The sequence below is a fragment of the Vagococcus fessus genome (assembly GCF_003987565.1).
Taxonomy (GTDB): Bacteria; Bacillota; Bacilli; order Lactobacillales; family Vagococcaceae; genus Vagococcus_D; species Vagococcus_D fessus.
The window spans coordinates 162,312-176,178 of the sequence record NZ_NGJY01000003.1; the positions used below are offsets into that span (position 1 = coordinate 162,312).

At 34.9% G+C, this 13,867-nt stretch carries 14 protein-coding genes; 13 read left to right on the top strand and 1 reads right to left on the bottom strand.

The annotated features are described in order from the left end of the window. Positions 1-23 precede the first annotated feature (23 nt). The gene (locus CBF31_RS09020; RefSeq protein WP_126832224.1) at positions 24-485 is read left to right on the top strand and encodes a Dps family protein; all 462 of its coding nucleotides are present in this window, start codon (positions 24-26) and stop codon (positions 483-485) included. 33 nt (positions 486-518) lie between these two features. On the opposite strand, the gene proC is transcribed toward CBF31_RS09020, so the two are convergent. Then, positions 519-1,328 (bottom strand): pyrroline-5-carboxylate reductase, encoded by an 810-nt coding sequence (gene proC / locus CBF31_RS09025; protein WP_126832226.1) that lies wholly within the window; start codon positions 1,326-1,328, stop codon positions 519-521. A gap of 190 nt (positions 1,329-1,518) precedes the next feature. Here proC and mprF point away from each other — a divergent pair, with 190 nt between their 5' ends. From mprF to CBF31_RS09085, 12 genes are all read left to right on the top strand, one after another. Then, complete coding sequence (mprF, locus tag CBF31_RS09030) at positions 1,519-4,098, top strand: bifunctional lysylphosphatidylglycerol flippase/synthetase MprF (protein WP_126832228.1); 2,580 nt, start codon at positions 1,519-1,521, stop codon at positions 4,096-4,098. Between the two features lie 38 nt (positions 4,099-4,136). Next, entirely contained in the window at positions 4,137-5,087 is a 951-nt protein-coding gene (locus tag CBF31_RS09035; RefSeq protein WP_126832230.1) for an ABC transporter substrate-binding protein, read from the top strand. After that, the gene (locus tag CBF31_RS09040) at positions 5,071-5,847 is read left to right on the top strand and encodes an ABC transporter ATP-binding protein (protein ID WP_126832232.1); all 777 of its coding nucleotides are present in this window, start codon (positions 5,071-5,073) and stop codon (positions 5,845-5,847) included. Before CBF31_RS09035 ends, CBF31_RS09040 begins: the two co-directional genes overlap by 17 nt. Continuing rightward, positions 5,837-6,574, top strand: coding sequence for an ABC transporter permease (locus CBF31_RS09045; RefSeq protein ID WP_126832234.1), 738 nt, complete (start codon positions 5,837-5,839; stop codon positions 6,572-6,574). The genes CBF31_RS09040 and CBF31_RS09045 overlap by 11 nt, the downstream gene beginning before the upstream one ends. Positions 6,575-6,685: 111 nt before the next feature. After that, complete coding sequence (locus CBF31_RS09050; protein ID WP_170167921.1) at positions 6,686-7,798, top strand: serine hydrolase; 1,113 nt, start codon at positions 6,686-6,688, stop codon at positions 7,796-7,798. A 21-nt stretch (positions 7,799-7,819) separates the two neighbouring features. Next, positions 7,820-8,032 carry a hypothetical protein gene (locus tag CBF31_RS09055; protein WP_126832238.1) on the top strand — a complete coding sequence of 71 codons (213 nt, stop codon included), beginning with the start codon at positions 7,820-7,822 and terminating at the stop codon, positions 8,030-8,032. Between the two features lie 128 nt (positions 8,033-8,160). Next, on the top strand, positions 8,161-9,261 hold the full coding sequence (locus CBF31_RS09060) for an AAA family ATPase (protein ID WP_126832240.1): 1,101 nt from the start codon (positions 8,161-8,163) through the stop codon (positions 9,259-9,261). Between the two features lie 80 nt (positions 9,262-9,341). Further along, positions 9,342-9,680: a carboxymuconolactone decarboxylase family protein gene (locus CBF31_RS09065; protein ID WP_126832242.1), complete on the top strand. Its 339-nt coding sequence runs from the start codon at positions 9,342-9,344 to the stop codon at positions 9,678-9,680. 147 nt (positions 9,681-9,827) lie between these two features. Next, the gene (locus CBF31_RS09070; RefSeq protein ID WP_170167922.1) at positions 9,828-11,087 is read left to right on the top strand and encodes an MFS transporter; all 1,260 of its coding nucleotides are present in this window, start codon (positions 9,828-9,830) and stop codon (positions 11,085-11,087) included. A gap of 54 nt (positions 11,088-11,141) precedes the next feature. Next, complete coding sequence (locus tag CBF31_RS09075; protein ID WP_126832246.1) at positions 11,142-11,618, top strand: nucleoside 2-deoxyribosyltransferase; 477 nt, start codon at positions 11,142-11,144, stop codon at positions 11,616-11,618. Between the two features lie 148 nt (positions 11,619-11,766). Then, on the top strand, positions 11,767-12,690 hold the full coding sequence (locus tag CBF31_RS09080) for a permease (protein ID WP_126832249.1): 924 nt from the start codon (positions 11,767-11,769) through the stop codon (positions 12,688-12,690). Between the two features lie 18 nt (positions 12,691-12,708). Then, complete coding sequence (locus CBF31_RS09085; RefSeq protein WP_126832251.1) at positions 12,709-13,545, top strand: TIGR03943 family putative permease subunit; 837 nt, start codon at positions 12,709-12,711, stop codon at positions 13,543-13,545. Positions 13,546-13,867 lie beyond the last annotated feature (322 nt).

Sequence of the window (13,867 nt, forward strand, 5' to 3'; positions counted from 1 at the left end):
AAATAAGAAGGAGGAATTAGTTTATGAGTTATGAAAAAACGCAAGGTGTTTTAAACCAATTAGTAGCAGATTTGAGTCAATTTTCAGTGATTATCCATCAGACACATTGGTACATGCGAGGAACTGATTTCCTAACGCTTCACCCACAAATGGATGAGTTCATGGATGGGATTAATGGTCAATTAGATGAAGTAGCGGAACGCTTGATTACAATCGGTGGCGCGCCTTATTCAACATTGAAAGAATTTGCTGAACATACGAAATTAGAAGATGAAATAGGTTCTTACGATAAAGATATGACATCTCGTATCGAGCGTTTAGTAGAAGGATACCGTTATTTACAAGGCTTACTTGCAACAGGTATTGAAGTAGCAGGTGACGAAGGTGATAACGTAACAGAAGATATGTTTATCGATATGAAAGGGTCAATCGAAAAAACAATTTGGATGTTAACAGCTAAATTAGGTCAAGCACCTGGAATTTAATAAAATAAAAAACGCACATCACTGTGCGTTTTTTTATTGTCCTAATTCACTATCGCGTTTGATAGTAGCATCTAATCCTTTGATAACAGTAGAGATAAATTTTTCATCTTCTAATGCGACTAGACCAGCAACTGTTGTCCCACCTGGCGAGCAGACTTTATCAATCATGTCCCAAGGTGTATCTTCAACGTTAAGCAAAGTTTCAGCACTTCCTAAAACAGTTTCGGCAGCTATTTTTGTGGCGATATCTTTTGGTAGGCCGTTTTTGACGCCAGCTCGTGATAAAGCATCAATGAATAGATACGTGTAGGCAGGAGAGCAGCCTGCTATTGAAGTGAAATTAGCGAAATCTTTTTCTTCTATGCGGTAGGTTGAGCCGACAGATTGGAATATCTTTTCCACGGCAAGTAAATCATCTTCTGAGACGAATAAATTAGAACAAAGAGCAGAGACCCCTTTTCGAATCGTAACATTCATATTAGGCATAACTCTGATAATTCTTTGAGCAGAGTGCTCTGAGATAAGGTTAGCCAAGTTATCTAATGTTAAACCTGCTGCAATCGATACGACTATCGGTTGCTTTTCTACTAAGACAGGTTCAAGTTCAGCTAGAACACCTTCAAATTTATTGGGTTTGACTGCTAAGATTAGACAATCTACTTCATTAACAAGGCTCGTGTTATCGGTGGAAGCAGAGACTCCCAATTGTTGTGCTTTTTGTTGAGCTCGCTCATACGTAGAGGCCGTTAAAAAGATGTTTGAGGCTTCAAAAGAACCGCTAGCTAACATTCCTTTGATGATGGCTTGTGCCATGTTTCCAGCACCTATAAATCCGATTTTCATGTATTTTCCTTCTTTCGATAAGTTTCTTAGTTGTATCTTACTCGTTATTTTAAAAGTGTGCAATGCTTCGTTAGTAGAACAGTGGAAAAAAAGCGTATAATAAGCTAACATAGTGAGGGACCAACTATACAAGTTGGCACTAAATTTCTAACGATATGTATTTAGAAAAGAACTGAAACGAGTGTGACGAATGAAAAATATAATGAAACAATTAGGTAACCTACTAAAGAAGCATAGTGGCTTGTTAAAAGTCTTATTTTTATTTTCAATATTAGTTTTTGTAGTTAATCAACTGACAGGTATCCTGCAAGGGATGACGTGGGCAGATTTGAAAGGTATTTTATTTGCTCAAAGAAAACGAACGCTGCTCGCGATGACGGTAGTGGGGTTAGTCAGTGTGACACCGATGTTGTTATATGACTGGGTGACGGTTGAGATATTAGAAGAAAAAGGACGGTCGCGGTTAGATCGTAAGAAACTATTTTTTTCCGCGTGGACAACGAATACTTTAAATAATTTAGCTGGATTTGGTGGAGTACTAGGTGCCACGCTACGAGGCAAATTTTATGGTGGTGAGGTAGAAACTAAAAAGGTTGTTTCTTCCGTTTCTAAAGTAGCTGTTTTTATGTTAAGTGGCTTGTCGCTCTTGTGTTTAGGTACTTTGATTGATGTGACGTTTATTCGACCAGACAATCCTTTTAGAAATTATTCTATCTGGTTACTGGCAGGGAGTTTTGTAACACCCGGACTGTCTGTTTTTATTTATCTTAATCGAAATAAATTGTTCCAGGACTTCCCTTTGAAGCGGGTCCTTAAACTGATGATTGCTTCCTTAGGTCAGTGGTCGGGAGCTTTGATGATGTTTTTAACCGTAGGTAAGTTATTACAAGTAGATATCCCACTTAGTACGATTTATCCGTTATTTATTGCGGCTAATTTTATTGGGATGATTTCAATGGTACCTGGTGGAATGGGGACTTTTGATGTTTTGATGATTATGGGATTAGGAAACTTAGGTGTTTCTAAAGAGTTTGCTTTAGCGTGGCTATTATTTTATAGAATCTTCTATTATATTGTGCCGTTCTTTACAGGGATTTATTCATTAATTCATTTAACCGGCGCGAAGATGAATGACTTTTTTGATAATATACCAAAATTAGTGGTTCAACGAACGGCTCATTTAGTTTTAGTAGGTATGGTGTATTTCGCTGGTATCATGATGGTGCTACTTGCAACTATTCCAAATTTATCCAATTTGAGTTGGATTATTGAAAAGTTACTGCCATTTTCATTTCATTTCTTAGATCAAACGTTGAATATGCTTATAGGATTTATGTTATTAGGCCTAGCGCGTGGCGTATCAAATCGTGTTAAAAAAGCTTATTTTCCAACCTTGATGATTTTGCTATTCTGCATTGTTAATACGATTTCTAGAACTTTTTCATGGAAACTCGTTATATTTTATGCCTTTTTATGTGGCTGTCTTTACTTGGCTCGACATGAGTTTTATCGTAAACAACTTATTTTTACATGGGAATCGTTAGTGTTTGATACTTTCTTATATGGTAGCTTGTTTATCTTATACTCTGTTGTGGGGTATTACTCAAGTGACCGAACAAATCATGGTGATTTACCATCAAAATTCTTATTGTTCCCCTCGGAAGATGTTTGGTTAGCTGGATTTGCAGGAGTTATTCTTGCAGCGGCGACTATTGTTATGCTTTATGATTATCTAAGTAGTTCTGAACGTCCAGGTGTTTTTTATAATGAAGAGCAAGTATCCGAAATGTTAACAAAGTACCCTGGAACCGATTATAGTCATTTAGTTCATTTGAGAGATAAGCGTCATTTTTATTATCAAGAAAATACTATTGATAAAGTTATGTTTACCTTTGAAGTTCAGGGGAGTAAATTATTTGTTTTAGGTGATCCCGTTGGGGATGAGAGACTATACACTAAAGCGAGTTTAGCATTTGGTGATGAGGCAGATATTTTAGGTTATCAACCTGTTTTCTATGGTGTGACGGATAGTTATGCCTTGTTGCTTCATGATATAGGGTATGAATTTATAAAATTAGGTGAATATGGCAGTATTGATTTAGAACAACAAGATCAAGAAAGTGTGACGCAAGGGGAACAACATAATCAGTTGATTGAATCTGGTTATCGTTTTGAGTACAAAGTACCGCCTTATAGTGAGGAGTTGTTAGATGAACTGACTGAGTTGTCTGATAAATGGAGTCAACATCAGCCAGAACGCTATTTTTCAGTTGGTCGTTTTAACTCGTACTATATTCAGCAAGGTGATTTAGGTCTTGTGTTTAATCAAGAGGATAAAATAGTAGGTTTTATAACAGTCAAGCCAGGAAAATCAGAAGATGAAGTAGGGTATGATTTAATTCGTATGACAGATGATGTTCCTGAGGAAATAAAAGGATTTATGTTGATGAGTCTTGCAGAAGAGTGTCGTAATCGGGGTGTTGATATAGTGACGATTGGATTAGCTCCACTTGCAAATGTTGGAGAATCGAGAAGTGCTTTCTTTAAAGAGCGTGTGATAAATATTTTTTATAAGTATAGTAATCCATTATATGCGTTTAAAGATAATCATTTGTTTAAAGAAGAGTTCGCAACGAATTGGCATCCGCGTTACTTATCATACAAGAAAAACAATAATTTGTTACTTTTAATGATGCAGTTAACACTAGTGATTGTAGGTCGAAAATCAAAACGAACACGTCCAATCGAAAGTTTTTATTTAGCAGATTAGATTGAATTAATTTTTATATCAAGGAAAGAGGATAAACTATGAAAAATTGGGTTAAAGGATTAGTAGGGTTAGTAGTTGTAGCGAGTATTTTAGTGGGATGTGCTCCTGAAGAGAAAAAAGAAGAGTCTAAAGAAGACGGTGTCAAAAAGGTTCGCCTTGGTGTTATGCCATCAACAGATAATATCCCTTTCCTAGTCGCACATAAAGAAGAATTTGATAAAAAGAACGGTGTTGAAATTGAATTAGAAATGTTTAAAAGTGCACCCGATAGAGATGCTGCTTTTCAAGCTGGGAAAGTAGATGGTGTTATTTCAGATTTAGTAGGTCTAGCTATTTACCTTGAAGGTGGTATGGATGTTAAAACAGTAGCAGCGCCGTACGATCAATTTGATTTATTAAGTGGCGACAAGACGATAAAATCAGTAGAAGACTTGAGAGAGAAAGAAGTTGTCTTTTCTAAATTAACAGGAACGGCTTATGCAGTAGATATGATGTTAAAAGATAAAGGCTTATTGATGTCTGATATTAAAGTGACAGAAATTCCGCAAGTACCTGCTCGTTTAGAGTTATTGAAAAATAATAAAGCAGCAGCGGCTATTTTACCAGAACCATTCATTACAATGGGGAAAACTAAAGGCATGCATGTTGTAAGTTCAACTCGTGATTTAGGTATTAATCCATTTGCAATCGTATTTGGTTCCGACTTTATTAAAAATGAGAAGTCATCAATTCAAGGGATGTTTGATGCTTATAATGAAGGCTCAGCTTATATTGCTAAAAATGAGCCATCTGAATTTTTAGATATCTTTATTAAAGATGTAGGGTTCCCCTCAGATTTGAAAGATAAAATTGAAGTTCCTGATTTTGGGAAAATCGAACCAGTTAAAGAATCAGATGTGACGTCAGCTTTAGAATGGTCTAGAAATGCAGGTCTACTATCGAAAAATATTAAACCGAAAGAAGTTATGAGCAATGTCTACTTCAAATAAATCTCTTGTTTTAAAGAATATTGGGGTCGAAATAAAAGATCAACAGATTTTAGATGACGTAACAGTTCGATTAGAAGAAGGGCATATATATACGATTATTGGTCCCTCTGGAGTAGGGAAGACAAGCTTATTAAAAGTAGTGGCGGGTCTGTTACCTTTTTCAGATGGATCGATAACTTTAGGAGAAAATGAGTTTAATCCAAAAGAACATATCATAGGATTAGTCCCTCAAAATTATGGTCTGTTACCCTGGCAAACTGCTTTTGAGTCAGTTAACAGTGCCTATAAAATTAGTCACAATAAAAAGAAAATAACTGCGGAAGAAGAAGAGTTATTAACTCAGTTATTTTCTGATATGGCATTAATTGATCATAAGGATAAGTACCCTAGTCAGTTAAGTGGTGGACAGCAACAACGTGTGTCTATCGCGAGAGCTTTTGCAACGGGTGGAGATTTTTTATTAATGGATGAACCCTTTTCTGCATTAGATTCATTTAGTAGAGAAAAGGCCCAACACCTCTTTTTAAGACGATGGTTGAAAGGACCTAAGACTACTTTATTTATTACTCATGACGTCGAAGAAGCTGTTTTTTTAGGTCAAACTATTTTATTAATGGGAAATAGAGAAGGTCAGAGTATAGAAGTAATAGAAAATTCATTGTTTGATCCACATGCAACAAGTTTAGAGATTAAAAAACAAGAAGATTTTTATCCTTTAGTAGAACGATTGCGAAAGGAATTGCATAGTCATGACAATTAAAAAACGTGTACGAGGGCTAGTAGTAGCTGTTATTATACTTCATATTATTTGGTGGGGAGCAAGTTTACTCTTAAATAAAGAAATTCTTCCGGGACCACTTAAAGTTTATGAGACTTTTCCAAAATTAATAGAAAATCAATTAGGGTGGCATATTTTAGTGAGTTTAAGACGAATGGCAATTGGCATGGGGAGTGCGTTAATGCTAGGAGGTATCGTAGGAATCTTAATGGGGAGATTTTCAAAAGTAAATCACTTCCTAGATCCTATTATTTATTTAACATACCCAATCCCTAAATTAGCTCTTCTACCGATGATTATGCTTTTATTTGGTTTGGGGGAACTTTCAAAAATATTATTAATTATCCTGATTGTATTTCCACAAGTGGTGTTATCGGTGAGAGATGCCATACTTCAGATACCGAAACCGTTGTATGATGTTTATGAGTGTATGAATGCTTCGCGTTGGTCTATTTTTAAACTCGTCACATTTCCTGCTAGTTTAGGAGCGTTATTAAGTACAAGTAGAGTGTCACTGGGTACAGCGATATCTGTTTTATTTTTCACTGAAAATTATGGAACAGAGTACGGTATGGGTCATATTATAATGGATGCGTGGTTAAGAATGGATTATCCGCAGATGTACGGTGCGATTTTAACATTAAGTCTAGTCGGATTTTTATTATTTAGCTTGATTGATATGATGGGAAGGCTTTTAAAAAAAGGTTAAAAAACAGAGCTAAGCTCTGTTTTTTTTCTATGTGTACATTACTGTTATTTTGGATGAAATATGGTAAGATAACCGTGATTATGTTAAGAAAAAGATATGGAGCTTGATGAGATGAAAGTGATGGTTAAAAAAAGGTTGCTAGGTATAACATTGCTAGTTACGCCAATGGTTCTAAGTGGTTGTCAGGTTTTTACTAAGGTAGAAAAAGTAGTTAAGCAAGAGTCTAAACAAGGGAAGAAAAAAGAAATTGAAGAGAATTCAGACATAGAATACGATACGGTATCATTTGACGTGAGGTTATCAGACGAAGAGATTATGTTGCTTCATAGTCCGAATGACTACAGTACGTTATATAAAGTGGGTAGTGTAAAATCACCTTTTGAATTAGATGAGGTTGTAAAGGTAACGGAACAAGCTAAAACGGAAGATGCGATTTATTATAAATTGGCAGAGTCAGTCTGGGTCAACAAAGAGGATGTCACGCTTGCGGATAATAGTATGGCTAAAGTCCAATCTTTATTGGATGCTGATTATGACGACCCCGATATTGGTGTTTTTGTAAAATCGTTAACAACAGAAAAAGAAGCAGGAATTCATGCGGATGAGGTTTTTACGGCAGCAAGTACAGGTAAATTGCCTATTATTTATTACACTCAAAAAATGATTTCAGATAAAAAAATTGACCCAGAAAAGACATTCAAAAATGACACGAGTAAAATTAATGAAATGGACTTATCCTATCAACAAGAAGGGGCCGGAGTGCTTCAAGATAAACCAGAAGGTGCGAGTTATTCTGTTGATCAAGTGTTGAGATGGACGATAGAATATTCTGATAATCAAGGAACAAATTTTTTAGGGTACTATGTTGGCAATGAATACGATAAAGAGATGAGAGATACCGTAAGTGGGGTTATAGGTCGAACGTGGAAGACTCCATTTGAAGTCACAGCAAAAGAAAATGGGCGTCTGATGGAGGAAATTCATAAATTGGGAGGTCGTGCGATTGAATATATGAAGAATACGGAATATGATGATGAGCGTATTGCTAAGTATTTACCTGTTGATGTCGCTCATAAGATTGGTGATGTGGAGGGGTATGAACACGATATTGCTGTTGTTTATGCTAAAGAGCCTTATGTTTTATCTGTCATGACGAAAAATGATATGGGTTATGAAAAAATTGCAAAATTATCGAAAGAGATATATGACTTATTAGGGCCATAAAGGAAAAGAGGACTGAGAAACATGTTAGACACGCTATTTGGATTATTATTTTTTGTGGGATTAGTTTTATTTTGGCGTTACCGATTAACGGACCAACGCAAGCGTAATCTGAGTTTATTATTAATTATTATAACGTTGGTATTTATTATCTTTTTTAGAGATAATTCTAAAGAGAAACAACGAAAAAAAGAGCATCAAGCTGCCTTTCACGTGGAACAAGTTAACGTTTTCTAATCATTTGATTAGGAAATGTTTTTTTTAGTTTAAATAATAGTAGCGTTTAAAAAAAATATGGTACACTATTTTCGTAATGAAGCAAGCAGATAGTTGAAAATAAAAGAATAGCTATAAGGAGTAACCAGATGAAAAAGCAATTATTCGATATAACTGAAAAAAAGATTAAAGGTGACAAGATTGGTATTTTCTTTGGAACAGTGAGCCCACTTCACCAAGGACATTACTCAGAAATTATCCGTGCGAAGCGTGAAAATGATGGATGTATTGTTGTGGTAAGTGGTTATACAGGTGATCGTGGTGAAAATGCTGGGATGAATTTGACGCAACGCGGTCGTTCAGCACGTGAAATATTTTCTGAGGACAATACGGTTTCTGTTACGTATGTTAATGAAGATCATATTCCTCCAATGCCGAAGGGTTGGATTCCTTGGTTAGAGTTAGTTATGACTGAAGTTAAAAAATTGACAGTTAATCCAGAGGCATCATATGTTTGGTATACAGGTGAATTGGAGTACAAAGAGAAGCTGAACGAGTTAAGACCTCAAGACGAAGTCGTTCTAGTTGATCGTCAGTTGTTGCCGATTAGCGGGACAGCTATTCGTGAAAATCCATTGAAAAATTGGGATTATATTATGCCGCCGTTTAGAAAATATTTTTCAAAAAACTATCTAGTGATAGGCAGTCCATCTACTGGAAAAACATCATTAGTTAGGGACTTAGCTCGCCGATTTAATGCACCGTATACACGAGAAGCGGCTAGAACATATGAGCCACTATTTAATGTTCGTGACAATGAGTTGTTGATTCAAGATTTATTAGGTATGGGTATCGCACAATTTGAAGATAACCGTGAAGCTATTAGAAGTGCTGGGAATAGGGGAGTTGTCTTTTTTGATACAGATATTTCGACAACAGAAGTGTATACACAACTCTATGCGCCAGATGACTATGAAAGTGTTCGACAGACATTTGAAATTTATGCGAAACGTCAAAAGTTTGAAAAAATATTTGTTATTCCACCAATTACTGAGTATGTAAATGATGGATTTAGGGATATGTCGACAGCTGATGAAGAGGAACGTATGGCGATGCACGATTCTTTTATGGCCATTATTGAAAAATACGGGTGGTCGGATAAAGTTATTTTATTAGATGATCCAACGTATATGGGCAGATACGAGCAAGCTTGCGAAGTAGTGGAAACTCTTTTAAATGAATTAAAATAATTTTTTAAAATAGAGCATCTCATTAGCAGAAAAGGCTTTCATCGTTTATGATAAGAGTATTAAACTAGGAGGCGATTGAGATGACAGAATTTACTGATTCATACAAAGAATTAAAGGATAATTCACTTCTAATGGCGAAACACTGTCCGGATGTAGCTAAAGCATTCAAAGGGTTACATGGTGAGGCTGTGAAAGACGATGTCTTGGATAAAAAGACTAAAGAATTTATTGCGCTGGGTATTGCTATTGGTGTGAGATGTGAAGGATGTATTTTATCACACGTTAAAACAGCGATTTCGTTGGGTGCTACAATGGAAGAAATAGCTGAGGTAGTTAATATTGCAATCTTGATGGGTGGTGGCCCTTCTACTGTATATGGTGGTAAGGCACTGGCTATAGCAGAATCTCTAGTTAAGTAACAACTAACCCTTTGTTTACAAAGGGTTTTTAATTTGTCTTTTTTTTTGCATAAAATTAAATTTTTAGGACAATTATTAAATAAACGCTCTTTATACGAAAAATGAATTATGTTACTATTAACTCTATTCGTTATTAGGAGGAAAAAAATGAACAAAAAGCAAATCACGACATTATTTTTATTATTTTTAGGTTACAGTATCGTTTATTTAGACAAACAGTCTATGGCATTCTCATTAATCCCTTTTACAGATCAATATGGATTTAATGAAACTGATAAAGGGTTGATTGTCTCAACTTTTTATTTAGGAATAGGTTTAATGCAGATACCAATGGGGTTCTTATTAAATAAATTAAATACAAAATGGGTGATTGTAGGCTCATTAATTATTATTGGTATAACAGCTTTACTATTTAGTAGTATTTCAGGATCACTATGGCTATTCTTAGCTGTTCGTTTTATTTCAGGTATGTTTGGACATACGGCTTATCCACCAGCTTCAACTTTAGCAGTTAATAAAGTAATACCAGAAGATAAGAAAAGTTTTGCACAGTCTATTCTACTCTCATCATTAGGTGTCGCTGCTTTAGTTGGTCCACTTGCTTTTGCTTCATTAGCAGAAGTGAAATGGCAAGCTATATACTGGATTGTAGCCGGAGTAGCTTTGATAGCAGCATTTGGTTTTGCTGTCTTCATGCCAAAAATTGAAGGGAAAAAAGAAGAAGAGTCAGAGCCTGATTTACCGATTCGCTCAATTTTAAATAATCCAAACTTATGGTTAATGGCTATAGGTGCGGCGTGTGTTAACTTTGTGGTTATAGGTGCGGCTAATTTAATGCCAACTTATTTAGCAGTTAATAAAGAATTGGACATGGTATCTTTAGGTGTTTTAGCAGCCTTAGCAGGTATATTCTTACTAGTAGGTGGGATTGGAAGTTCATTTGTTATTAATAAATGGTTCAAAGGCCGAGAAGGTCATTTTATAGGAGTGAGTATGATTTTAGGTGTGTTAGTCATCTGTTTAATGCCATTAATTCCATCAGGAGTAAGTGGTAAGTTTCCATTGTTTATTATCATGGCAACAGGTAATCTATTAACAAATGCCGCATTTACAGTACTTTATAGCCTACCGTTGGCAATGTTTAAAGGGAAATCATTTTCTCCTTCATTTGGTATTTTCTCATTAGGGGGGATTATTGGTTGTGTTACACCGTCTATAGTTATTGGTAAAATTCTTGATGCAACAGGGATGGACTACAAATGGATGTTTATTAGCTTTATTATTTGTGCGGTTATTTTATATATTGTGATGATGTTATTACGTGATAATCGTATTGAAGATGGTGTGAAAGGTGATATTGAACAAAAAGAATTTGTGCAAGTAATCAACAAATATCATTTACGTTAAGTCTGCTATAATAAGAGTGATTATTAATACGATTAACTCTTAGGAGGAAGACTGATGACAAAAATTTATTATGCAGCACCGCTTTTTTCTGAAATGGAACGTCGCTATAATGCCTATTTGGTAGAATTAATTAGAGAAACGGTTAAGGGCTTAGATATCTATGTCCCTCAAGAACAACTGGGTATTAATGATAAGTCAGCTTATGCCGACTCTAAAATGATTGCTAAATTCGATACAGAAGCTTTAGTTGCAAGTGATATCGTTATAGCTGTATTAGATGGTCATACAATTGATACGGGTGTAGCAACTGAGATAGGCGTGGCTTATGCGAAGGGAATTCGAGTTATTGGGTTGTACACAGATGTTAGGCAACAAGGTGCAACTCAACCAGATAAATTAAAAGCGTTGAGTGAAGTGGGAGAGAATCAATTTCATTATCTTAACCTATACACAACAGGCTTAATTAAATTGAATGGTGAGATAGTAAGTTCTGAGGAAGAGTTAGTATCAAAACTTTCAAGTTATATTTAAAAAAAGACGCAAACAAAGAACCCTATCTTTGTTTGCGTCTTTTAATTTCTTTCTAAATAATTAAGTTATGGATAAGGTGCTAGTCAGCCTTGTTCAAATATATTATGATAAGTAAATAATCAGAAATTTAAAGTGAGAAGGAATAGATATGATAAATTTACCTCAATCAGTATTACAAGCTAGTGCTATTTTTGTTTCAATTATTATCGAAGCTGTTCCATTTGTTTTATTTGGTTGTGTTGTGACTGGTTTTCTTCAAAGTTTTTTAGATCCAGTTAAAGTGAAACAATGGATACCGAAAAATAAAATCCTAGCAATTTTGACAGGAATGTTTTTGGGCTTCTTTTTTCCATCGTGTGAGTGCGGGATTGTTCCTATTGTAAAAGAGTTACTAAAAAAAGGGGTACCGAGTTATACAGCAATTACCTTCATGTTAACGGCACCGATTATTAATCCAGTGGTCCTTTTTTCTACCTATATAGCCTTCAATAATGACAGTTATCCTGTTTTTTTAAGAGTATTAGGTAGTTTAGTGGTTGCTTTTCTAATTGGACTATGGTTAGCGTACCGTAATAAAGATACGATATTAAAGGAAGAATATAAAAAAGAAGGAATCGCTCATGTTCATAGTGAAAGTTGTTGTAGTCAAAATGTTTCATCTAGAGAAAAAAAATCATTAGTTAATAAAATCAGTCATGCTCTACAACATAGTGTGGATGAATTTTTTGATACAGGACGTTACTTGGTTATTGGCGCCTTATTAGCGGCACTAATGCAAACTTATTTAAAGACAGCACTTTTATTCCCATATGCATCAAACAAAGTCACAAGTATTCTTATTATGATGGGGTTTGCTTTTATTTTATCACTATGTTCAGAGGCAGATGCTTTTATCGGAACCTCAATGAAAAGTATGTTTGGATTAACACCTGTAATTGGATTTTTAGTATACGGTCCAATGGTGGATATTAAGAATTTAATGATGATGAGTCATCATTTTACACGAAAATTTATGCTTAAATTAGTAGGGTTGGTTACCGTTATTGTCTTTATTTACACATTACTATTATAGAAGAAAGGGGTACTTTAGATGATTAGAACATGGATCTTAGCGGGATATTTCATGATGATGAGTTACCTTCAAACAAGCGGTAAAATCAATCAGTATATTAACCCTAAATATCAGTATTTGAGTAAAATGACAATGTTTTTTGCCTTGTTTTTAGCTGTTATTCAGCTTATTAGATGGGTGCGTGAAGATACAACTAAAGAGTCATGTGACTGCGATGACGGGCACAATCATGGAAGTAAAACATGGTTTGGCAAAGTGAGTACTTATTTTTTAGTGAGTTTACCGGTATTGGTGGTTTTCTTATTACCAACAGTTAACCTAGATGCAAGTATTATTGATGCAAAAGGGTTTAATTTTCCGATTAGTAAAGATAGTACGAGTTTTGGAGATATTGAGCAACAATACCTAAAGCCAAACACTCACATCTTCTTTAATGATAAAGACTATGATGAATTAATGGAAAAAGATCTTTCTCATTACAAAGATAAAAAAGAGATCGATTTAACTGATGAGAATTATTTGGAAGTGATGGAGCTAATTTATAACTATCCAAAAGAATTTAATGGTAAAAAAGTGAAGTTAACAGGATTTGCCTATAATCAAGAACAAACGAAAAAAACATTTCTATTTAGATTTGGAATACTGCACTGTGTGGCAGACTCAGGAGTCTATGGATTAATGTTACAAACTGATAATCCAGAAAAAAAATGGGATGACAATACTTGGTTACAGGTAACAGGTGTTATCGATACTGAATTTTATGAACCGTTTGGGCAAGTGCTGCCTGTGGTGAAAGTCGATAAAACGCTACAAATAGATGCCCCTAAAGAAGAGTATGTCTATCGTATTTTTTAATAAATCGGACCTTAGTTAGCTAAGGTTCTTTTTTTTACAAATAAAGCTTGCAATTGATTGATAAGCTTGGTATATTAATACATGTCGCTACGACGTGTAGCACAAACGAAAAAACATAAAAAACTTTTTCAAAAAAGTAGTTGACGACATCAACTAATCATGATATTATGATTAAGTTGCTAAGGCGACAACGACACAACGTAGACCTTTGAAAACTGAACAAAGTAAGACGAACCAAACGTGTAGGATGTTGTTCTCATTAGTTGAGACAACAAACTAAATTTTAAGATTTTTATTAAAAATCTAAGTGAAGTAACATTCG

What these genes read in the sequence shown, in the direction of transcription:
- CBF31_RS09020 (WP_126832224.1), top strand. Translation starts at nt 24, where the DNA reads ATGAGTTATGAAAAAACGCAAGGTGTTTTAAACCAATTAGTAGCAGAT.
- proC (WP_126832226.1), bottom strand. Translation starts at nt 1,328, where the DNA reads ATGAAAATCGGATTTATAGGTGCTGGAAACATGGCACAAGCCATCATC.
- mprF (WP_126832228.1), top strand. Translation starts at nt 1,519, where the DNA reads ATGAAAAATATAATGAAACAATTAGGTAACCTACTAAAGAAGCATAGT.
- CBF31_RS09035 (WP_126832230.1), top strand. Translation starts at nt 4,137, where the DNA reads ATGAAAAATTGGGTTAAAGGATTAGTAGGGTTAGTAGTTGTAGCGAGT.
- CBF31_RS09040 (WP_126832232.1), top strand. Translation starts at nt 5,071, where the DNA reads ATGTCTACTTCAAATAAATCTCTTGTTTTAAAGAATATTGGGGTCGAA.
- CBF31_RS09045 (WP_126832234.1), top strand. Translation starts at nt 5,837, where the DNA reads ATGACAATTAAAAAACGTGTACGAGGGCTAGTAGTAGCTGTTATTATA.
- CBF31_RS09050 (WP_170167921.1), top strand. Translation starts at nt 6,686, where the DNA reads ATGAAAGTGATGGTTAAAAAAAGGTTGCTAGGTATAACATTGCTAGTT.
- CBF31_RS09055 (WP_126832238.1), top strand. Translation starts at nt 7,820, where the DNA reads ATGTTAGACACGCTATTTGGATTATTATTTTTTGTGGGATTAGTTTTA.
- CBF31_RS09060 (WP_126832240.1), top strand. Translation starts at nt 8,161, where the DNA reads ATGAAAAAGCAATTATTCGATATAACTGAAAAAAAGATTAAAGGTGAC.
- CBF31_RS09065 (WP_126832242.1), top strand. Translation starts at nt 9,342, where the DNA reads ATGACAGAATTTACTGATTCATACAAAGAATTAAAGGATAATTCACTT.
- CBF31_RS09070 (WP_170167922.1), top strand. Translation starts at nt 9,828, where the DNA reads ATGAACAAAAAGCAAATCACGACATTATTTTTATTATTTTTAGGTTAC.
- CBF31_RS09075 (WP_126832246.1), top strand. Translation starts at nt 11,142, where the DNA reads ATGACAAAAATTTATTATGCAGCACCGCTTTTTTCTGAAATGGAACGT.
- CBF31_RS09080 (WP_126832249.1), top strand. Translation starts at nt 11,767, where the DNA reads ATGATAAATTTACCTCAATCAGTATTACAAGCTAGTGCTATTTTTGTT.
- CBF31_RS09085 (WP_126832251.1), top strand. Translation starts at nt 12,709, where the DNA reads ATGATTAGAACATGGATCTTAGCGGGATATTTCATGATGATGAGTTAC.